Origin of the sequence: Pollutimonas nitritireducens, from assembly GCF_002849615.1 — a bacterium.
Classification (GTDB): Bacteria; Pseudomonadota; Gammaproteobacteria; order Burkholderiales; family Burkholderiaceae_B; genus Pollutimonas; species Pollutimonas nitritireducens.
Genome location: NZ_PDNV01000012.1, coordinates 65486 through 85906 on the forward strand (window position 1 = coordinate 65486; position 20421 = coordinate 85906).

Annotated in this window: 17 protein-coding genes and 1 tRNA gene; 14 read left to right on the forward strand and 4 right to left on the reverse strand. The window is 56.0% G+C overall.

The window, feature by feature from the left end:
• Positions 1-8: 8 nt before the first annotated feature.
• The 8 genes from asd (at position 9) to pdeR (ending at position 10771) form a co-directional block, all read left to right on the forward strand.
• Positions 9-1139 carry an aspartate-semialdehyde dehydrogenase gene (gene asd, locus CR155_RS17430; RefSeq protein ID WP_102071310.1) on the forward strand — a complete coding sequence of 377 codons (1131 nt, stop codon included), beginning with the start codon at positions 9-11 and terminating at the stop codon, positions 1137-1139.
• 41 nt (positions 1140-1180) lie between these two features.
• Positions 1181-3223: a FimV/HubP family polar landmark protein gene (locus tag CR155_RS17435; protein WP_158238298.1), complete on the forward strand. Its 2043-nt coding sequence runs from the start codon at positions 1181-1183 to the stop codon at positions 3221-3223.
• A 5-nt stretch (positions 3224-3228) separates the two neighbouring features.
• Entirely contained in the window at positions 3229-4041 is an 813-nt protein-coding gene (gene truA, locus CR155_RS17440) for a tRNA pseudouridine(38-40) synthase TruA (protein WP_102071312.1), read from the forward strand.
• A 138-nt stretch (positions 4042-4179) separates the two neighbouring features.
• Positions 4180-4809: a TRAP transporter small permease subunit gene (locus CR155_RS17445; RefSeq protein ID WP_102071313.1), complete on the forward strand. Its 630-nt coding sequence runs from the start codon at positions 4180-4182 to the stop codon at positions 4807-4809.
• Between the two features lie 2 nt (positions 4810-4811).
• The gene (locus tag CR155_RS17450) at positions 4812-6500 is read left to right on the forward strand and encodes a TRAP transporter large permease (RefSeq protein WP_102071314.1); all 1689 of its coding nucleotides are present in this window, start codon (positions 4812-4814) and stop codon (positions 6498-6500) included.
• 18 nt (positions 6501-6518) lie between these two features.
• The gene (locus tag CR155_RS17455) at positions 6519-7196 is read left to right on the forward strand and encodes a phosphoribosylanthranilate isomerase (RefSeq protein WP_102071315.1); all 678 of its coding nucleotides are present in this window, start codon (positions 6519-6521) and stop codon (positions 7194-7196) included.
• Positions 7190-8440, forward strand: a complete 1251-nt coding sequence (kynU, locus tag CR155_RS17460) for a kynureninase (protein ID WP_102071316.1) — start codon at positions 7190-7192, stop codon at positions 8438-8440. Before CR155_RS17455 ends, kynU begins: the two co-directional genes overlap by 7 nt.
• A gap of 342 nt (positions 8441-8782) precedes the next feature.
• The gene (pdeR, locus tag CR155_RS17465; protein ID WP_102071317.1) at positions 8783-10771 is read left to right on the forward strand and encodes a cyclic di-GMP phosphodiesterase; all 1989 of its coding nucleotides are present in this window, start codon (positions 8783-8785) and stop codon (positions 10769-10771) included.
• A 93-nt stretch (positions 10772-10864) separates the two neighbouring features.
• Here the strand turns inward: pdeR and CR155_RS17470 are convergent, their stop codons facing one another.
• Positions 10865-11734 carry a crotonase/enoyl-CoA hydratase family protein gene (locus tag CR155_RS17470; RefSeq protein WP_102071318.1) on the reverse strand — a complete coding sequence of 290 codons (870 nt, stop codon included), beginning with the start codon at positions 11732-11734 and terminating at the stop codon, positions 10865-10867.
• A gap of 436 nt (positions 11735-12170) precedes the next feature.
• A tRNA-Val gene (locus CR155_RS17475) sits at positions 12171-12247 on the reverse strand.
• Positions 12248-12620: 373 nt separating this feature from the next.
• Here CR155_RS17475 and thrS point away from each other — a divergent pair.
• From thrS to ptsP, 6 genes are read left to right on the forward strand one after another with little or no spacing between them, the layout of a single operon-like run.
• Complete coding sequence (gene thrS / locus CR155_RS17480; RefSeq protein WP_102071319.1) at positions 12621-14543, forward strand: threonine--tRNA ligase; 1923 nt, start codon at positions 12621-12623, stop codon at positions 14541-14543.
• Positions 14544-14579: 36 nt separating this feature from the next.
• Positions 14580-15149 (forward strand): translation initiation factor IF-3, encoded by a 570-nt coding sequence (gene infC / locus CR155_RS17485; protein ID WP_233214404.1) that lies wholly within the window; start codon positions 14580-14582, stop codon positions 15147-15149.
• A 59-nt stretch (positions 15150-15208) separates the two neighbouring features.
• Positions 15209-16168, forward strand: a complete 960-nt coding sequence (gshB, locus tag CR155_RS17490) for a glutathione synthase (protein ID WP_102071321.1) — start codon at positions 15209-15211, stop codon at positions 16166-16168.
• Positions 16169-16561, forward strand: a complete 393-nt coding sequence (locus tag CR155_RS17495; RefSeq protein ID WP_102071322.1) for a PTS sugar transporter subunit IIA — start codon at positions 16169-16171, stop codon at positions 16559-16561.
• A gap of 51 nt (positions 16562-16612) precedes the next feature.
• Positions 16613-16882 carry an HPr family phosphocarrier protein gene (locus CR155_RS17500; protein ID WP_102071323.1) on the forward strand — a complete coding sequence of 90 codons (270 nt, stop codon included), beginning with the start codon at positions 16613-16615 and terminating at the stop codon, positions 16880-16882.
• A 29-nt stretch (positions 16883-16911) separates the two neighbouring features.
• Positions 16912-18669 carry a phosphoenolpyruvate--protein phosphotransferase gene (ptsP, locus tag CR155_RS17505; protein WP_233214400.1) on the forward strand — a complete coding sequence of 586 codons (1758 nt, stop codon included), beginning with the start codon at positions 16912-16914 and terminating at the stop codon, positions 18667-18669.
• On the opposite strand, the gene CR155_RS17510 is transcribed toward ptsP, so the two are convergent.
• Positions 18666-19892 (reverse strand): ammonium transporter, encoded by a 1227-nt coding sequence (locus CR155_RS17510; protein WP_102071325.1) that lies wholly within the window; start codon positions 19890-19892, stop codon positions 18666-18668. The two genes, ptsP and CR155_RS17510, sit on opposite strands and share 4 nt — an antisense overlap.
• Positions 19893-19972: 80 nt before the next feature.
• The gene (locus CR155_RS17515) at positions 19973-20311 is read right to left on the reverse strand and encodes a P-II family nitrogen regulator (protein ID WP_102071326.1); all 339 of its coding nucleotides are present in this window, start codon (positions 20309-20311) and stop codon (positions 19973-19975) included.
• Positions 20312-20421: the final 110 nt, after the last annotated feature.

The window sequence follows — 20421 nt, forward strand, 5'->3', positions numbered from 1 at the left end:
ACAGCAACATGAACCAAGTAGTCGGATTGGTCGGCTGGCGTGGCATGGTGGGTTCGGTCCTCATGCAGCGCATGCGCGACGAGAATGATTTTTCCCTTTTCGAGCCCGTGTTTTTCTCGACCAGCGACGCAGGTGGATCCGCGCCAACGTGGGCCCAAGCTGCGGGTCCATTGCAAGATGCCTACGACATCGACGCGCTCAAAAAACTGCCCATCATTCTCACCGCTCAGGGTGGGGACTACACCTCGGCCGTGTATCCCAAACTGCGTGCAGCGGGCTGGTCCGGAATCTGGATCGACGCGGCCAGCACCTTGCGCATGGCCGACGACGCCATCATTGTCCTCGACCCGGTCAATCGTCCCGTTATCGATGCCGCGTTGCAACGCGGTGTGAAGAACTTCATCGGCGGAAACTGCACGGTCAGCTGCATGCTCATGGGTCTATCGGGCCTGTTCAACAATGATCTCATCGAATGGATGAGCAGCATGACCTATCAAGCGGCGTCGGGAGGCGGCGCCCAGCATATGCGGGAATTGCTCACCCAGTTCGGCGCGCTGAACGCAGCGGTCAAGCTGCAGCTGGACGACCCCGCATCGGCAATTCTCGACATTGACCGCGGTGTGCTTCGTGCGCAGCAAGATCCCGATCTTCCCCACGAACACTTCGGCGTACCACTGGGCGGCAACCTTATACCGTGGATTGACAAAGACCTCGGCAACGGCATGTCGCGCGAAGAGTGGAAGGCCGAGGCTGAGACCAACAAGATTCTCGGCCGGGGCGCGGCGTTCGGCACGGCGTCTACGCCTATCGATGGCCTTTGCGTTCGGATCGGGGCCATGCGTTGTCACAGCCAGGCTTTGACCATCAAGCTCAAGCGCGACGTGCCCTTGGACGAAATTTCCTCCATGCTGCGGGAAGGCTCGGCATGGGCCAAGGTTATTCCGAACGAGCGCGATATAACCATGCGACAGCTGACTCCCGTTGCGGTCACCGGCACCTTGGATATTCCGGTGGGTCGCTTGCGGAAAATGTCAATGGGACCAGAGTATCTAAGCGCTTTTACCGTAGGAGATCAGCTATTATGGGGGGCGGCCGAACCGCTGCGCCGAATGTTGCGAATTACTCTGGGTGAACTATAAAAATGTATATGTCCCGCCGCGTGTCTACGTCTGCTCCCGCAATGCAGAAACCGAGGTTCCTGGTTGGGGTCTTGGCGACGGCATTGCTGATGTGTACAACGGCACACGCGGCGGGTTTCGGACATTCTCGTATCCTATCCACGCTGGGGCAGCCGCTACGCATTGATGTGCCGGTCAAGCAGCTTAGTGCCGAGGACTTGCGGACCCTTCAGGTCAGTCCCGCTCCAGCCGCCGCCTGGGCGCAGGCTGGCCTCACACCTCCGGTCGACCTCGGTACCCTGAAAACGCGGATCGCTGACGGTCTGACTCCGGGTAGTAAAGTCATACAGGTAAGTTCCTCGCAGGCTTTCGATAAGCCTGTGGCCGATCTATTACTCGACATCCGCACGGCTTCGGGCCAGCAACGGTATCAGGTCAGTCTCCTGACGCATTCCAGCACGTCGGCAAAAGCGGGTGGCGTGTCGCGCTCCATCCGCGTGCAGCAGGGCGACACCATGTTTGACATCGCGCAGCGCCATGCCGTGCCAGGTGTCACGGTTTACCAAATGATGGTAGCGCTGCAACGGCAAAACCCGAAAGCCTTCATCGAAAACAACCTTAACCTTGTCAAGGCTGGCGCCACGCTGACCATGCCGGGCAGGGCACAACTCACTGCCATTTCCGATCGCGAGGCGCGACGGATTTTTCAAAAGCAGGCACAAGCTTTTGCCTTATATCGTCAGCGTCTGGCAGGGCAGGCCCCCATAGTCGGGCAGGAAGGCAGTCCAGCCAAAGGCGTCGTCTCCGCAGCTGGCGCCCTGGACGAAGCCCAACCCGAGCAAGGGCAGCGCGATCAGTTGCGTTTATCCGGTAGCCCGGGTCCATCGGTTGGCGCTGACGGCGCGTCGGGCGGCACCGCCGCACAAGCCAGCGGCCAAGATGCCGCCGGGGCGGGCAATGAAACCTCCAGTGGGCAACCATCATCCGACGTGCGTGCAGATGACCGTCTAGCAACGCAAAAAGGCATTAAAGATTCTGAAGCACGCGTGTCACAACTTGAGCGTAACGTCAAAGACTTGAATCAGGCCTTGCAGGCGCAGGGCGAGGCGGCCACAGATCTGCTGGTCGATGGCGCCAAGGGGTTGGGCATCACGTTGCCGGGCATGGCAGGCGATGCGGGCACGGCTGGCAGCGCCCGTACCGGTGTTGCACCGGGAAATACAAATGCCACGCCCGCCTCTGGTACGAATGCCAATGTCGCTGGTGGCTCAAGTCCATCAAGTAGCGTCGGTAGTAGCAAAGCCAATACGCTTGTCGATTCAGCGTCCGCGCCTGCGGATGGCAACGCGACAGAAACCGGCTCGAATCAGGCGCGCGCCCCGAGTGGCGATTCCGCAGGCACTGCTGCAGCGGTGAACGGCGTGCCTGCGAGAAGCCAAACCGGTACGGGCCAGGGCGCCGCTTCCAGTACTAACATCGGGTCTGGCCAGGATACGGGCGTGGCGCCCGGGCAGCGCGCAGGCTCCAGCCAGAGTGCGGACTCGGCGACCGGTGAGGGTGCAGGCTCAACACCCGGTGTGGATGCAGATTCGAAACCCGGTGTGGATGCAAGCTCAACACCCAGTGAGGCGACAAGTGCTGGCATTGGCCAGGGCTCCAGTCAAAATGGCGGCGGCGACTCCGCGGCGGCGGGCACATCAGCCAAGGACAGTACTTCGAGGACGACGGCAGCAACGCCGACACCGTCGGAATCACCGGCCGCCGCAGACAAGTCCAACGCCAATACTTCCGGACCCGATAACAGCAATGCAGGCAAATCATCGTCGCTATCCGGGGCCAACGAACCGGATGGCGTGACAGAATCCATTTCAAGCAAGGCAGAACAAACCGTGTCGTGGATACAAGAACATATGCTGGGTGTCATTACTGGCCTTCTGGCATTGGTGGTACTGATCATCGCCTGGATATTGCGTCGGGCAAACGCGGCGCACGACGACGATCACCCAGGGCTCGTCACAGAGGCCATGGTCAAGGAAAAACTTGATCAGATCAATCTGGATCTCGAACACTCGACACCGGGTGAACCATCGGCACCTAGGCGCTAGATACCGTGCCGCGTATGGCTCTTGGCGTCGCCTACGACGGTTCGTTCTGGCAAGGGTGGCAAACGCAACCTAGCGGGCGCACCGTGCAGGACCGCGTCGAGAACGCGCTCAGCACGTTTCTGACAGAAGAGGTCGGCACTATTTGCGCGGGTCGTACCGATACCGGCGTGCATGGACTGGGCCAGGTGGTCCATATCGACACCGCCGTCCAGCGACGCATGGAATCCTGGGTGCGTGGACTCAACGCCTTGCTTCCAGACAGCATTGCCGTACAGTGGGCGCAGACGGTGCCGGACAGCTTTCATGCGAGGTTTTCCGCCGCTTCCCGTACCTATCTTTATATTGTTCGCAATGCGCGTGTGCGGTCGCCGATGTTGTACGGTCGCGCTGGTTGGGTCTATCATGCCCTTGACCTTGCCCGCATGCGCGAAGCCGCGCAGATGCTTGTCGGCGAACACGATTTCAGTTGTTTTCGTTCTTCCCAGTGCCAGGCCGCCAGTCCGGTCCGAACTTTACAGGCATTGGAGATAGATCAACACAGCGATTTTTTTCTATTCACCTTCAAAGCGAATGCCTTCCTGCATCACATGGTGCGCAATCTGATGGGTGCGCTCCTGTATGTGGGCCAAGGGAAGAACGAACCGTCATGGATGGCCGAATTGCTGCGGCATCGCGATCGCCGGCTGGCTGCGCCCACATTCTCGCCTGACGGCCTCTATCTGGCCAAAGTCGACTATCCGCAGGAGTTCAACCTTCCGGATATATCCGCACGCGAAGCTTTGTTTTCGCATCTCGGGATCAGCTTGGCGCGCTGCTGACCCTGGGCATATACCGACATCGTAAATCGGTGGGATCGTCTAAAATCCGTTCCGTTTCTTTTAGCAACATGGTCTATACTTGCAGGCTTTTCGCCTTGCGGATGGCACCAGCGTTTTGCTTCTCTTCGAGTTGATCTCATGAAATTCCTTCTGACTTTGTCCAGGTTGATTGACACGCTGAACGTGAGGGTTGGGCAGGCCGTTATATGGCTCACGCTTGTCGTCGTGCTGGTCAGCGCCTCAAACGCGGTCGTACGCAAAGTGTTCAATATCAGCTCCAACGCATGGCTCGAGTTGCAGTGGTATTTGTTCGGTGCAATTTTCCTCTTGGCAGCCGGATATACCTTCTTGCGAAACGAACACGTGCGCGTGGATGTGCTTGCACAGCGGTTTTCCAGGCGTACACAAATAATGATCGAGATCTTCGGGGTCATTTTCTTTCTGTTCCCTGCTTGCATTCTCATTTTTTGGCTATCCCTGCCATATTTCTACGAGTCCTTTGTGCTGAACGAGCTGTCGTCCAATACGGGTGGCCTGATCCGCTGGCCGGCAAAATTGTTGATTCCCGTCGGCTTTGGCTTATTGATACTCGCCGGCCTCTCGCACCTCATTAAATGCGTCGGCTTTCTGATCGGGGTTTGTCCCGATCCTACCGTCCGAACGAATGGAAAGACTGCCGAAGAAGAACTGGCCGATGAAATCCGCCGGTTGGCGGAACAGGATCCGGTCGCAGCTGAACGAAACATAGCCTCAGGAAAGGGCCGTTAATCATGGAGTTTTTTGTCGATAATCTGGCCCCGATCATGTTCATCAACCTGATCGTGTTCCTGTTGCTGGGGTTTCCCGTGGCCTTTTCACTGGCTGCCAACGGTATCCTGTATGGTCTTGTGGCGATCGACCTCGGATTGATGCAACCTGCGCTGTTTCAGGCCTTGCCTCAGCGGGTGTTCGGTATCGTGGCCAACGACACCTTGCTCGCCGTGCCATTCTTCACGCTCATGGGGCTTATTCTCGAGCGCTCCGGAATGGCGGAGGACCTTCTTGAAACTGTCGGGCAGTTATTCGGGCCCATACGCGGTGGGCTTGCCATTGCGGTCGTGCTGGTGGGCGCCATGCTTGCGGCAACCACGGGCGTGGTATCTGCGTCGGTGATCTCGATGGGGCTTATTTCGCTGCCCATCATGTTGCGATATGGCTATGACCGGCGACTGGCCACCGGTGTCATTGCGGCATCCGGAACCCTTTCGCAAATCATCCCGCCTTCGCTGGTGCTGATTATCCTTGCCGATCAGCTGGGCCGATCCATCGGCGACATGTATCGCGGCGCCATGATCCCAGGTATGTTGCTTGCGTTGTCATACATCGCTTATGTCGTGGTCGTGTCTCTGATCACGCCGGCGAAAGCGCCCGCACTGCCGGAAGAAGCCCGCATCTATGTTAAGCCGGACGGCAGCCGAGGCTTGCGTTCACTGGCCATTCTGACCATCATTGCCTCCATCGTTTCCTATTTCGGGGCGGAATACTATTTCAGCGAACACACCCAGGTCCCGGTGGACGAGCGCGTTGTCATCTACCTGATGGGCTGGGGCATAACCGCACTGATTATTGCCTTGGTGAACAGGGTGCTGCGTCTGGGGTTGCTCTCCGAGATCGCCGAGCGTGTCACCTTCGTGATGATTCCGCCTTTGTTCCTGATTTTCCTAGTGCTCGGTACCATTTTCATCGGCGTGGCCACGCCCACTGAAGGCGGTGCAATGGGGGCCGTGGGCGCATTGATAATGGCGGTCTCCCGGGGCAGGTTTAGCTGGACATTGCTCAAGCAGGCGATGGACACTACTACCAAGCTGTCGTGCTTCGTGGTTTTCATCCTGGTAGGTTCCACGGTGTTCACCCTGAGCTTTCGGGGTGTCAACGGCGATCTGTGGGTGGAGCACTTGCTGATCGGCCTGCCTGGCGGCGAGTGGGGCTTTCTTATCGTCGTAAGCCTTCTCACGTTTTTCCTGGCGTTTTTCCTCGACTTTTTCGAGCTGGCATTTATTATTGTTCCGCTGCTCGGTCCCGTAGCCGATAAAATGGGCATAGACCTGATTTGGTTTGGCGTGCTGCTTGCCGTCAATATGCAAACTTCTTTCATGCACCCGCCGTTTGGGTTTGCCTTGTTTTATCTTCGTTCGGTGGCGCCGAAAGACGACTATCAGGATCGTGTTACGGGCAAGCTCATACCGAAGGTCACCACGGGGCAGATATACTGGGGTTCGGTGCCGTTCATTTGTATCCAGATCGCGATGGTCGCCGCCGTCATGCTTTTTCCGGGGATGGTTACGCACTATAAAGATGACGTTGTGGTGGTCGATCCAGCCACCATCAAGTTTGGGACGGAAGACGCATATGGATCTGATTCCTACGATTCAGGTTCCAGTTTTGACGGTGCGCCGGACCCCGGCGCCGCGTTCAAGTAATTACAGGAGCATTCAAGCATGTTGGCGGCCGCTCGCACTCGCATAAAGATATGTGGCCTGACGCGGCCTGACGATATTCTTTCGGCTGTACAAGCGGGCGCCGATGCCATCGGCCTCGTGATGTATTCGAAGAGCTCCCGGGCACTCACGGTAGATCAGGCCCGCGCCTTGCGATCAGGAGTCCCCGCCTTCATTTCAGTGGTTTGCCTGGTTGTCAACGCATCGGAATCCGAGGTAATGGAGGTCATCGAAAAGGTGCAGCCAGACCTCCTGCAATTCCACGGCGACGAGTCTCCCGAATATTGCCAGCGGTTTGGCCGCCGATATGTACGGGCCTTCCGTATCGGAGCACCTGGCCTGGACAGCGCTGATGCTGTTCTACAGCAGTGCAGGCTGTATCAGTCGGCCAGTGCCTGGTTGTTCGACAGCTACAGTGAAGGCTATGGCGGGAGCGGCCGGACGCTCGATACGTCCTTGCTGCAGGCGGTTCAAAGTGCCGATGACAGCCGACCCATGATTCTGGCTGGGGGCTTGACGCCGGACTCCGTCTGCGCATCCGTACAAAAAGTTCGGCCTTATGCCGTCGACGTCAGCAGTGGTGTCGAGACGGCGCCTGGCATTAAATCGCCTGATAAGATCCGCCGATTCGTAGCTGCCGCTCAGGCATTCAACTTGTCTGGTGTACCAGATTGTTGAGTCGTAACGAGTGTGTCGCGCTGGACCAGCACGACCCGCTGGCGCCTCTCAGGAACGAGTTCCTTCTGCCCGAAGGGCTGATTTACCTGGATGGCAATTCGTTGGGCGTCACCCCCAAAGCGTCGGTATCCCGGGCTCGCCAATTGGTCCAGCACGAGTGGGCCGCAAACTTGATACAAAGCTGGAACAAGGCAGGGTGGTTCGATCTGCCGACAAGGCTGGGCGACAAGCTTGCGCCCTTGATAGGGGCCAACGCCGGAGAAGTCGTGGTTACGGACTCGACCTCGATCAATCTGTTCAAGGCGCTTGCGGGAGCCCTGCGCATCCAGAGCCTCGAACCAGCGACGGCGCAGCGCAAGGTCATTGTCACCGAGCGCAGCAATTTTCCCAGCGACATCTATATCGCCCAGGGCCTGTCCCAATGGCTCAATCGCGGATACCAGCTGAGACTCGTGGACAGTCCCGAGGAACTCCACGAAGCGATCGACAGCGATACAACGGTGGTAATGCTCACCCACGTCAATTACCGCAGCGCTCATATGCTGGATCTGCAGGGCGTCACCGCCCATGCTCATCGTCAGGGCGCCTTGATCATATGGGATCTTGCACATTCGGCTGGTGCGGTTCCAGTCGAACTGAATCTGGCCAATGCCGATTTTGCCGTGGGATGCACATACAAGTATTTGAATGGTGGACCAGGCTCACCCGCCTTCATATGGGTGGCGCCCAGGCACCAGGCACACTTCTTCCATCCTCTGTCCGGATGGTGGGGCCATGCCGCGCCGTTTGCCATGGACCCGTCGTACCAGGCGGGTTCGGGCATCAAGCGGGCCCTCTGCGGTACGCAGCCCGTGATATCACTGGCGCTCGTAGAATGCGGACTGGATATATTCTCCCGGACTGATATGGGTGCAATTCGCAAGAAATCGCTGGCCTTGACGGACCTGTTCATCGACCTCGTGGAAACCCGTTGCGCAATGCATCCGCTGAAGCTCGCGACACCGCGTGAACATCATCTGCGTGGGAGTCATGTCAGCGTCGAGCATCCTGACGGCTATGCCGTCATGCAGTCACTTATTGAACGCGGGGTCATAGGCGACTATCGCGAACCACATATCATGCGTTTTGGGTTCACACCCTTGTATCTGCGATTCAGCGACGTATGGGACGCCGTGGATACCCTGTTCGATATTCTTGATAGTTCTGCGTATCAGTCTGGGCAGGCTCGTGTTGCCGTCACGTAACGGGGTTCGACGCAGTACGTCACCGATTTTCTGCCCCTATGTCCCGACCCACGAACCTTGATCCGCGCTCGCCATTATGGGCTTGCTGGTTATGGCTGGACCTCGACAGGCTGGGTCGGCGCAGCGCTGGCCACCAGGGGATTGCTGATTTTTGGGGTGGCGCGGCGGCGACTACATAGGAAAAACATGAAATAGGCATACTTTAAAGTTAAAGTCTGAAATAATTGTTAAGAAACTACACAGTAACGGTATACTCCAACAAGTTATTGCCAACGCGTCTGTATCAGTTTTCTAAATAAACGGTTGCGTACGCACGGCCAACCTGTCAAAGAAGAGAGTGCTATGCTCGACGGGCTTTCCGACTCATTATTGTTTGCGTATTTCGGCACCAGGAGCCCTTTCTGGGAACTGACATCCGATAGCGATGCCTTGCAATTGGCCGGCGCCAAAGGCTCTCCGAACCTCGCAGTGGCGTTGGTCCCCGATCAGGCCGACGAAATCCGCGCGTTTACCGGGGTGACCTCACATGCGATCATTGATATCAAGCTTTTCGGTGAGTCCCAGAAGCTGAGCTTGGTCGGCAAGAAGAACGGAAGCAACTCATGGCTGGGTACGGCCTCCGACTATAGCGACGCCCCGGCGGTGGCCAAAGATCTGGCCCATGGACTCGACTTCGCCGAGCAAGTCATATCTGAAGTCAATTCGCTGGTGGTGATCATCGACCACAACAGCAACATATTAAGATTTAATCGCTTATGCGAAGAAATCACAGGCTTGCGCGAAGAAGATGTTATCGGGAAAAATGCACATGCTTTCATGCAGTCCGATCAGCAAGCCGCATCGAGGGCAAATATAACTGATTTCTTCAAAGCTTCCACGGCTTACGAAGTTGAGCGAAACATTAATACGCTGAACGGCATGCGGACCATTTTATGGCGCAATAAGTTTGTGCAAAGCGGCAGCGGTCCAGACGAGCGGTATCTGGTTTGTTCCGGTACGGATGTCACTGAAGAACGCAAGGCGCAGGCAAGGCTGCTTGAACTTGCCACCGTCGATACGCTCACAAGCTTACCGAATCGACATGCCATTTACGAAAAAATCACCGCTGCCATTAAGCTGGGTGACCGCTTTGGCGTCATTTTCCTGGACCTGGACAACTTCAAACAAGTCAATGATCATTACGGCCATTTGATAGGCGACAACCTTATTCAGGCCGTAGCGCTTAACATCAAGACTTGCTTGCGGGACGGCGATATCGTAGCCCGCCTCGGCGGCGACGAATTTCTGGTCTTCGTAAAGGATGGTACCGACGCCTTGATGGAAGGGGTAGCGCAGCGCATCATGGATCGACTCAGGATGCCCATCAGCCTCGGCCTCATCGAAGTCTATACAGGGTGCTCCATCGGTATCGCAATGTTCCCGGCGCACGGACAGACGCTCGACGATCTCATCCGCTGCGCGGACACTGCCATGTATGTCGCCAAGGATGCAGGGAAACGAACTTACCGGATGTTCGCGCCCCAAATGGATGACAAGGTTTCCGAGTACATCTGGCTTGATCGCAACCTCCGTAAGGCACTCGATCTTGACCAGCTCGAGCTTTATTATCAGCCTAAGCTCTGCCTCGAAACAGGTGTTGTGCGTAGCGTAGAGGCATTGCTTCGGTGGGACTCGCCAGAAAGAGGCAGGATATCGCCCATTGACTTCATCAAGTTTGCTGAAGACAGCGGACTCATCGTTCCGCTTGGCAAGTGGGTGATGAGGACAGCCGCCAAGCAGGCTGCCTCGTGGCTGGCTAGCGGCTTGAACATTCGTGTCGCCATTAATGTATCTGCACGACAGCTAAGCAATTCTTTTGTCGTCCAAGATTTTGCGCAGGCCATCCGCGAGTCGGGACACGCTTCGTGTCTGCTAGATATTGAGCTGACCGAAAGCTGCCTCATCGAAGATGAGGCCATGGCCTTGGCGGCAATCCGCCAGTTCCGTGAACTCGGCGCTCAAATACATCTGGATGATTTCGGAACAGGTTATTCTTCGTTGTCGCAGGTGGCGCGCTTGCCGCTGGACATGATTAAACTAGATCGCAGTTTTGTCAGCGCCATCAACGAGAAGCCAACGTCACAGGCCCTGGTGCGATCCATGGTCGCTGTCGCGGAGCAACTGAAGATCCAGGTCGTGGCTGAGGGTGTGGAAACAGATGCCGAAGCAGAATTCCTCAAGAGTATCGGCGTCGATTATGCCCAGGGCTACCTGTATGCAAGGCCTATGCCGGCCAAAGAGTTTGCGGACTGGTTGAATAACAAGGGCAAGAAATTGAGACTTGTCGCCTGACGGGCATCACGGTGGCGGGGCTGTGGATCTTTAAATAAATGCGTGCATTGCAGGCAGGCAATGGCACAGTTGCTCAGGATGGGTATAACGGGCTTACGCCGCCCTCTGGCTACCGTTTCTAACATGTTTATTCTGCAGCATGACCAAACGTTCGATGTAGGCAAGATCCTTCTCTTCTATGGTGAACGCCGCAGCAGCCCAGTCTTCGGTTATCTCCATGAGTTCAGCGCGATCGAGCGGCAGTACGCGCTGCCGGGTACGCAACATGGCACGAATACCGTTCAACTTGGGGCGAATGACATCTATAAAGGTACGGGTGGCCTTGAATGCGCCGCCTTTCTCGAACACGCTATCCACCAGGCCTCTGTCCAGGTACCATTCGGCGGTATGCGACTCGCCCGTGCTGATTAACTCTTCGGCCAACCGCATGTGCGACTTGCGCGCCACCAACGAATAGCCTCCCATGCCGGGAAAGAGATTGAAGGCAATTTCGGGGAAACCCATTTTTACGTCTTTTTGGGCAAGTACGTACTGATGTGCCAACGCGGCCTCGAAACCGCCTCCTAGTGCGGTGCCCTCTACCATGGCGATTGAAATCGCTCCTGTGTTGAAGCCGGTTGCGGCCTGATAGACTGCGTCGATGCATGCGCGCGCGTACGCCAGTAGGGGTTCGTATTCGCCAGCACGGATGTGTTGCGCGAAAAGCTGTAAATCGCCACCGACATTATAAATTTGCGGTACCGAAGAGCCGGTAACCCAAAAATCGATGCGAAGTCCACTGCCACGGGCCGCTCTTCCCAGCTGAGCTATATCTCGAAGGAGGTCGAGATTGAAGCAGGGCCGAGGTTGAGCGTTGAGCATCATCCACAGGATGTTGCGGCCTTCTTCATAATAGGGATCAATCTGCGTGAGATTTCCTGCCTCAGTGAAGGGACGACAGGCCGGATGGTCCTCTAGGTTCATGTTTCAAAGCCGCCTGATGAACGTCCAGATCTTGACGTGGACGAGTGGAGGCCGACGAGCCACCTGACGCCGCAGCGGAAATCCAGTAATGGAAGCGTGTCCGATTTCGGACCATAGATGGCATATTGAAGCGCGGTCATGGGTTCCTGTACTGACTACACCCAGGCTAAATGAGGATCGCTTCTGCGCATCCATATACTGTTCACTTCGCAGGGGAATTCAATCGCTGAAAGGAATACGGCATCCAGCATACTACCAGAGAAGCCCACTTTCGGATTAAATTCGCCGCATAATGTTACGTTCTGTTTTATGTTGGGCGCTTTTGCGCCCGATGCAATAGTTCGGTGTCAATCCGAAGCTCGATGTAAAAAATCCCGCAAAAGCAAGGTGCTTCTGCGGGATTTTAAAACCATTGCGTGGCGCAACAATTTGAATTTGGTAGGCAGTACTGGGTTCGAACCAGCGACCTCTACGATGTCAACGTAGCGCTCTAACCAACTGAGCTAACCGCCTAGGAAGAACAGCATTCTAGCGCGATTAATGGGGCTTTGTCAAAACGCCATTTCGCTGTGGTTTTTTAACAGGTCTATTCAGCCGAATCTCCAAAACGTGTCTTATGTGGGATACGGTTTGGTATTTTCACAACACACTGGATTTCCATTGCGTCATCAAGGGAGGAATCTCCGCCAAGCAAGGCGGTTCGTGGGCTCCAGGTGTTACACTGAAACAACGATTCCATTACTTATATTTTGATAGCCATGAACTCCACGTTTACGCGAACTACGACTTGTTGTGCCTAATTCCCCCGCGTATTGTGCAGTTCGGACGGTAAATTAATAAAACCAAAACGCGGCGAATGCCGCGTTTTTGCATTCCAGGACAACCCATGGTTCAAATTACCTTGCCTGACGGCTCGCAACGCGAGTATCCGGGTCCCGTATCCGTTAGCGACGTGGCGCACTCCATCGGCGCCGGATTGGGGCGGGCCGCCCTGGGTGGGCGTGTTTCGGTAGAAGGCAGTCAAACCAATCTTGTCGACACAAGCTATGTCATCGAATGCGACGCTAAACTGGCGATCGTAACGGCCAAGGACGCCGATGGCCTCGACCTGATCCGTCACTCCACAGCCCACCTGTTGGCGTATGCCGTCAAATCGCTTTTTCCCGACGCGCAGGTCACCATCGGTCCGGTCATCGAAAACGGCTTTTATTACGACTTTTCCTATAAGCGTCCTTTCACTCCCGAAGATCTCGAAGCCATCGAAAAGAAAATGACCGAGATCGTGCGCAGAAATGAGCCAGTCACACGCGAAGAATGGCTGCGCGACGATGCGGTTGCCTATTTCAACGGTATTGGCGAGCACTACAAGGCTGAAATCATCGCCTCCATACCTTCCAACGAACCTATCAGTCTGTATCGTGAAGGCGATTTCATTGATTTGTGTCGGGGTCCCCACGTACCGTCCACTGGACACCTGAAGGTGTTCAAGCTTATGAAGGTTGCGGGCGCCTATTGGCGGGGCGACAGCAAGAACGAGATGCTCCAGCGCATCTACGGGACCGCTTGGGCGTCCAAGGATGACCAATCCAATTACCTGACTATGCTGGAAGAGGCGGAACGGCGCGATCACCGCAAGCTGGGTCGCGAGCTCGACTTCTTTCATTTCCAGGACGAAGCGCCGGGGCTGATTTTCTGGCATCCCAAGGGCTGGACGCTATGGCAGCAGGTGGAACAGTATATGCGCGCGGTGTATCGCGACAATGGCTACCAGGAAGTCAAGGCGCCGCAGATTCTTGACCTTTCCCTATGGAAGAAGACGGGGCACTGGGACAATTACGCCGAGAACATGTTTACGACGGAATCGGAAAATCGTACATATGGCCTCAAGCCCATGAATTGTCCTGGCCATGTGCAAATATTCAATTCTGGCCTGCATTCCTATCGCGAGTTGCCCATACGCTATGGGGAGTTCGGCCAGTGTCATCGGAACGAGCCGTCCGGCTCGCTCCATGGCATGATGCGAGTACGGGGTTTCACTCAGGACGACGGCCATATTTTTTGCACTGAAGACCAGTTGCAGGAAGAGTGCGTCGCCTTCACTGCCTTGTTGCAAAAGGTATACGCCGATTTTGGCTTTACAGAGATCCTGTACAAGGTCGCAACGCGTCCCGAAAAACGCATCGGCTCCGATGAGGTGTGGGACAAGGCAGAGCAGGCCCTTATGGACAGCTTGAACCATACCCAGTGTCAGTACGAAGTCTCGCCGGGCGAGGGCGCATTCTATGGTCCGAAAATCGAATATACGCTGAAAGACGCTATTGGGCGCCATTGGCAATGTGGCACAATCCAAGTTGATTTCTCGATGCCTCAGCGTTTGGGTGCCGAATATGTCGATCAGGCCGATCAACGCCAAACGCCAGTGATGCTGCACCGTGCCATACTTGGCTCATTCGAACGATTCATAGGCATGCTTATCGAGAATCATGCTGGCGCCATGCCCGCGTGGCTGTCGCCCGAACATGTCGTCGTATGCTGTATTTCCGAGCCTTCGGCCGAATATGCTGGCGAAATCGTTCAACGCTTGAAAAAACAAGGCTTTAGAGCCACCTCTGATTTGCGCGCTGAAAAAATCACCCGTAAAATCCGAGAACACAGCATGCAAAAAATACCGTACATTCTAGTGGTTGGCGAAAAAGAACGTGAAGCCGGCAGCGTGGCGGTACGCGGCAGGGGTGGAGTCGATCTGGGGGTAATGTCCCTGGATGGTTTCTCCGTACTGCTGCAAAACGAAATCAACGCCCGGGCGTAATACCGGGCAAGCCAGCAAAGGCCTGATTTTTTATTAATTCTAGGAGTCTCAGACATCGCAACCGAAAAACCACATCGCATCAATGGTGAAATCCGCGTCCCCGAGGTGCGTCTTATCGGAGTAGAGGGTGAACAGTTGGGGGTTGTCAAGACCGCTGATGCTCTCGTTCTCTCGGAACAAAACGAAGTAGACCTGGTCGAGATTGCACCCAATGCGGAACCACCGGTCTGTCGACTGATGGATTATGGCAAGTTCAAATATCAAGAACAAAAGCGCCAACAAGAAGCACGCTCGAAGCAAAAGATTATCCAGGTAAAAGAAGTCAAGTTTCGTCCCGGAACCGACGAAGGCGATTACCAGGTCAAGCTGCGCAATTTGCGCCGCTTTATCGAGGAAGGCGACAAGGCAAAGGTCACGCTGCGTTTCCGCGGCCGCGAGATGGCCCACCAGGAACTCGGTATGCGCGTACTCGAGCGCGTACGCGACGATCTCGTTGAATTGTGCTTGGTCGAAGCCATGCCCAAGCTCGAAGGGCGCCAAATGGTGATGGTGTTGGCACCCCGTAAGAAAGTGACTCCGGGCAAGCCCGGCGATGCTGCTTCCTGAACTGAACCTTTACATTCCACCCCTCGGTCCATCCGGCGGGTGGAAGCCTGCAGGTGTCTATGCACGTCCTATTTGTTATTGATCCCTTACTCTCTTTAAGGGCCTATAAAGACTCTTCAGTAGCAATGATGCGTGCGTTGACCGCCCGCGGCCACACCCTGAGTGTCACCCATCAGGGCGATCTGTACATTGATGAAGGCACGGTCAAGGCCGTAACGACAGGAATTACCCTGGTCGACGGTGCCGACCTGAACGGCACTTCATGGTGGCGGGAACGCGGTGCTAGCAGCGAGAATACGCTGTCAGAGTTCGACGCGGTGCTCATGCGCAAGGATCCGCCTTTCGACATGGAATACGTGTATGCGACGCATCTGCTTCAGTACGCGCAAACCCAGGGTGCGCGCGTTGTCAATTCGCCAGACGCAATTCGCAATCATCCTGAAAAACTGGCGATTATCGAGTTTTCCTCTTTCACCGCGCCTACTCTGGTCACCCGCGACATAGCCCGATTGCGCGCATTCCATAGGAAATATCAAGACGTCATTGTCAAGCCGCTGGACGGGATGGGTGGAACCGGTATTTTCCGCCTGCGCGAAGCCGAACATAATGTGGGCGCCATCCTCGAGACGCTCACAGACGACGGTACACGTACCATCATGGCGCAACGCTATATCCCTGAAATACTATTGGGTGACAAGCGTATCCTCCTGATTGCCGGTAAACCGGTGCCGTATGCGCTGGCCCGCGTCCCACTTGCGGGCGAGACTCGCGGCAACCTGGCCGCCGGGGGGCAGGGGATGGCTCAGCCACTGTCGGCGCGTGACCTTGAACTGGCAAATGCGATAGGTCCGAAATTGAATGCGCGTGGATTACTGCTCGTCGGTCTCGATGTCATCGGCGATTACATCACCGAAATCAACGTAACCAGTCCCACGTGTTTCGTGGAAATCACAGAGCAAACCGGTTTTGATGTCGCAGACTGTTTCGCGACAGCAGTTGAACAGGCCGTAGGTATTTGAATGACACGCATCGTACTGGTCATGCACGAACCCCTGGGTTCCGGATTCGCTGCATGTGCCGAACATGTTTTGGGCCAGAAACCAGAACTCACCGTCTTCGACGTCGAGGCCGACGCGCAGCCGTCTGAACTGGTTCCCGAGCTCACACGGCAACTCTTGCAAGATCCCGACGAAGCAACGCTGGTTTTATGCGACATATTTGGCGCAACACCGTTCAATATCGCCAAGCAGGCGCTTAAATTGGCTAGCGAACAGGGTTTGACAGCGCATCTGATCACCGGCACCAATCTTTGCATGGTCCTCAAAGCGCTGACCGATCAACAGGAAAACCCGGATAAGCTCAGCGAGAGCGTCCGGCTTGGTGCCTTAAGAGGCATCGTCAATGCCGATTAGACAAGCTGATTCCCAGTCCGCCGTGCATGCCGTTAAACCGAAATGAACTCTATGCCTTCCATCGACATCGTAATTTGCAACAAGTTGGGCCTGCACGCCCGCGCGGCGGCCAAGCTCACCCAACTGGCCAGCAGGTTCAGCAGCGATATTTTCATTGCCCGCGGAGCTCAGCGCGTCAATGCCAAGAGCATAATGGGCGTCATGATGCTTGCTGCCGGCCTGGGCGTTACGGTTAAGGTGGATGCCACTGGAACTGATGCCGAACAGGCTCTGCTCGATATCCAGTCTTTGTTCAGCAACAAGTTCGGTGAACACGAATAGAAGCGCCACGACAGCCTGGATATCGCTTAATGACCTCACGCTCATCTCACGGCAATTGTGGATTCGGGTCCACGTTGTGTATGCAGGGACAAGGCGTTGTCAAAGGCTATGCCATAGGCAGAGCGGCAATCATGAGCGCGGCGGCACTCGAGGTTGTGCATTACCGTATTGCAGAGCAGGATGTCGAAGCCGAATGCGAGCGTCTGAAAAAGGCCCTGGCCACCGCCAGTGGCGAACTCCAGGCCATGGCAGTGTCCTTGCCAGACGATGCGCCACGTGAACTTGGTCCATTGTTGACCGTGCACAGTCTGTTGCTCGATGACGCGGCGCTCTTGCAAGAGACGTGTGATCTCATCATAAATCGTCACTACAACGCCGAATGGGCGTTGACCACACAGGGCCAACTGCTGGCCGAACAGTTTTCCGTCATGGAAGACGAGTATTTGCGTGAGCGGGGCGCCGACATACGCCAAGTCATCGAACGTGTGTTGCGAGTCCTGTCGGGATCCACCGCTTTACTGCCTAGCCTTGAGGCAGGAGACGCCGGCGATTCGCTTATTGTCGTGGCTCGCGACATTTCTCCTGCCGATATGCTCAAGCTGCGTGGCGCCCGGTTTGCTGCATTCCTGACTGATCTCGGTGGTCCGACCTCACATACCGCTATTGTTGCGCGCAGCATGAATGTGCCGGCGGTAGTAGGGCTGGGTCATATCCGCATGCTGGTGCGCGACGGCGATATATTGATTGCCGACGGCTTCACCGGTGCCGTGTTGGTCAATCCTTCCGAACTTGTGCTTCAGGAGTACCGGCAGCGACAGGCGGCTTATGCGGGTGATCGTGCCGAACTGGCATTGCTGCGTGATGCGCCTGCAGTAACGCTCGATGGCATCCAGATCAAGCTCGAGGCCAATATAGAACTGCCTGAAGAGGCCGTTGCCGCTCTGCAGGCTGGGGCCGACGGCATCGGATTGTTTCGCAGCGAGTTCCTATTCATGGGCCGTCGGGATCTGCCCAGCGAAGAAGAGCAATACCAGGCGTACGCCTCGGTCGTCAGGACCATGGCCGGCCGGCCTGTGACGATACGCACGCTGGATCTTGGCGCCGACAAGACGCTTGATGGTGATGTCACGGTTGCCACGAATCCGGCGCTGGGTTTGCGAGCTATCCGCTATTGCCTGGCGAATCCGGAGCTGTTTGCTACTCAGCTGCGTGCGCTGTTGCGTGCCTCTCTGCACGGCCACGTTCGAATTCTCATCCCCATGATTTCCCACATGCACGAGGTGAGGGCCACCAAGCAGGCTATCGAAGCGGCATGCGAAAGTCTTGAAGCCAGCGGTGTGCCGTTTGCGCGAAACATCTCGTTGGGCGCGATGGTCGAGATTCCCGCCATGGCAATTGCTATCGAACCTTTCGCGGATGCCTTGGACTTTTTGTCCATTGGCACCAACGACCTGATCCAATACACGCTTGCCATTGACCGCGGTGACAGTGAAGTTGCCGATCTGTACGATCCCATGCATCCGGCTGTGCTGCGGCTCATTGCGCATACCATCAACTCGGCCGAACGTGCTGGGATACCGGTGGCAGTCTGTGGAGAAATCGCGGGAGACTCGCGGGTCACCCGGATGTTGCTGGGACTTGGCCTGACCGAATTCTCGATGCACCCCCAGCAAATGCTGGATGTAAAGAAAGAGGTCAGGCTGGCCCATTCGAATGCACTCCGGGTCAAGGTGGCTTCGGCGCTGAACCGTGCTGAACGCATCGATTTAGCGGCCTTGTCCAATTAGTAGTGGTAGGCGGTTTCGCCGTGGGAATTGATATCCAGGCCTTCGCGTTCGACTTCCGTGCTCACGCGCAGCCCGCACACTTTGTCGGCCACGAAGTAAGCAATAAAGGCGACCACGCCGGACCACACAATGGTGATGATGATGCCTTCGAACTGTACCCACAGCTGATGAGGAATTTCGCCTAGTGTCGCCAGACCCGGCCCGCCCAATGCCTGGGCATTGAAGATACCCGTAAGTAGTGCGCCCACGATCCCGCCTACGCCGTGAATACCGAATACGTCAAGGCTGTCGTCGGCACGCAGTGCCCGTTTCAAGCCATTTACTCCCCAGACGCATACTGCCCCGGTCACCACACCAATAAGCAGGGCTCCTGCGGGACCGACCAGGCCAGCCGCTGGGGTGATGCCGACCAAGCCGGCCACGGCGCCGGAAATGGCACCCAGCAGGGAAGGCTTGCCTTTGTATTTCCATTCGACCAGTAGCCAGGCGAGTATTGCGCCTGCCGTGGCAACCATGGTATTGAAGAAGGCCAGGGCTGCGGTCTCATTGGCACTGAGTGCCGAGCCAGCGTTGAAGCCGAACCAGCCTACCCATAAAAGTGCTGCTCCGATCATGGCCATGGGCAGGTTGTGAGGTTGCATCGATTCACGTCCGTAACCCACCCGCTTTCCAACATAATATGCGCCAACCAGTCCGGCCACTCCGGCATTGATGTGGACGACGGTTCCGCCTGCAAAATCTAGGGCGCCACGCTCGAACAGCCAACCGCCCGGAGACCAGACCATGTGGGCTATCGGTATGTACGAAAAGGTCAGCCAGATCGCAGTGAAAATCATGACGGCGGAGTACCTGGCGCGTTCTGCGAATCCACCGACGATCAGTGCGCAAGTAATGCCGGCGAACGTCGCCTGGAATGTCGCGAAGCTCAGTTCGGGAATCGAACCGGCAAGCTCGAATTTCATGCTGCTCAGATCCAGCATCCCGCTGAACATAAGTCTGGAGAACCCGCCGACGAGTGCATTTCCTTCAGTAAAAGCAAGTGAATATCCATAAATAAACCAGATAACGAGGGCGAGGGAAAAGGTCGATACGACCTGAATCAATACTGACAGCACGTTCTTTGCGCGCACCAGGCCGCCATAAAAGAGTGCGAGCCCCGGCATGACCATTAGCAGTACCAGCATGGTGGAAACGCTTACCCATGCCAAATCGGCTTTATCCATTTTCTACTCCTGAGTTTCCGCCGCCATGCTCGGCGCGGAACGATGGTTTTTTTAGAATGATTTGATAGCGGCTCTGCGGCTTACAGCGCGCTCTCGCCAGACTCGCCGGTGCGAATTCGAATTGCTTGTTCGACCGGCGTGACAAAAATCTTGCCATCACCGATCTTGCCGGTATGGGCCGCCGCAGACAGGTTCTCGATAGCCTGCTCGACCATGTGATCAGAGACCACCATTTCGAGCCGCAGCTTAGGCAGGAAATCGACCGTGTACTCGGCGCCCCGGTAGAGTTCAGTGTGACCTTTCTGTCGGCCGAAGCCTTTGACTTCAGTGACGGTCATACCCTGTATGCCTATCCCGGATAAGGCTTCCCGGACTTCATCCAGCTTAAAGGGTTTGATGATGGCGGTGATGAGTTTCATTGCTATGTCCTCGTAAGGTTGACCACAGGACATACGCAAACCATATGCCAACTTTGCTCATTTATAGATCGTTTCTAGAACATCGTCCGTGCTACACGTGGTCGTCGATT

What these genes read in the sequence shown, in the direction of transcription:
- asd (WP_102071310.1), top strand. Translation starts at nt 9, where the DNA reads ATGAACCAAGTAGTCGGATTGGTCGGCTGGCGTGGCATGGTGGGTTCG.
- CR155_RS17435 (WP_158238298.1), top strand. Translation starts at nt 1,181, where the DNA reads ATGCAGAAACCGAGGTTCCTGGTTGGGGTCTTGGCGACGGCATTGCTG.
- CR155_RS17445 (WP_102071313.1), top strand. Translation starts at nt 4,180, where the DNA reads ATGAAATTCCTTCTGACTTTGTCCAGGTTGATTGACACGCTGAACGTG.
- CR155_RS17450 (WP_102071314.1), top strand. Translation starts at nt 4,812, where the DNA reads ATGGAGTTTTTTGTCGATAATCTGGCCCCGATCATGTTCATCAACCTG.
- CR155_RS17455 (WP_102071315.1), top strand. Translation starts at nt 6,519, where the DNA reads ATGTTGGCGGCCGCTCGCACTCGCATAAAGATATGTGGCCTGACGCGG.
- pdeR (WP_102071317.1), top strand. Translation starts at nt 8,783, where the DNA reads ATGCTCGACGGGCTTTCCGACTCATTATTGTTTGCGTATTTCGGCACC.
- CR155_RS17470 (WP_102071318.1), bottom strand. Translation starts at nt 11,734, where the DNA reads ATGAACCTAGAGGACCATCCGGCCTGTCGTCCCTTCACTGAGGCAGGA.
- thrS (WP_102071319.1), top strand. Translation starts at nt 12,621, where the DNA reads ATGGTTCAAATTACCTTGCCTGACGGCTCGCAACGCGAGTATCCGGGT.
- gshB (WP_102071321.1), top strand. Translation starts at nt 15,209, where the DNA reads ATGCACGTCCTATTTGTTATTGATCCCTTACTCTCTTTAAGGGCCTAT.
- CR155_RS17495 (WP_102071322.1), top strand. Translation starts at nt 16,169, where the DNA reads ATGACACGCATCGTACTGGTCATGCACGAACCCCTGGGTTCCGGATTC.
- CR155_RS17500 (WP_102071323.1), top strand. Translation starts at nt 16,613, where the DNA reads ATGCCTTCCATCGACATCGTAATTTGCAACAAGTTGGGCCTGCACGCC.
- ptsP (WP_233214400.1), top strand. Translation starts at nt 16,912, where the DNA reads ATGACCTCACGCTCATCTCACGGCAATTGTGGATTCGGGTCCACGTTG.
- CR155_RS17510 (WP_102071325.1), bottom strand. Translation starts at nt 19,892, where the DNA reads ATGGATAAAGCCGATTTGGCATGGGTAAGCGTTTCCACCATGCTGGTA.
- CR155_RS17515 (WP_102071326.1), bottom strand. Translation starts at nt 20,311, where the DNA reads ATGAAACTCATCACCGCCATCATCAAACCCTTTAAGCTGGATGAAGTC.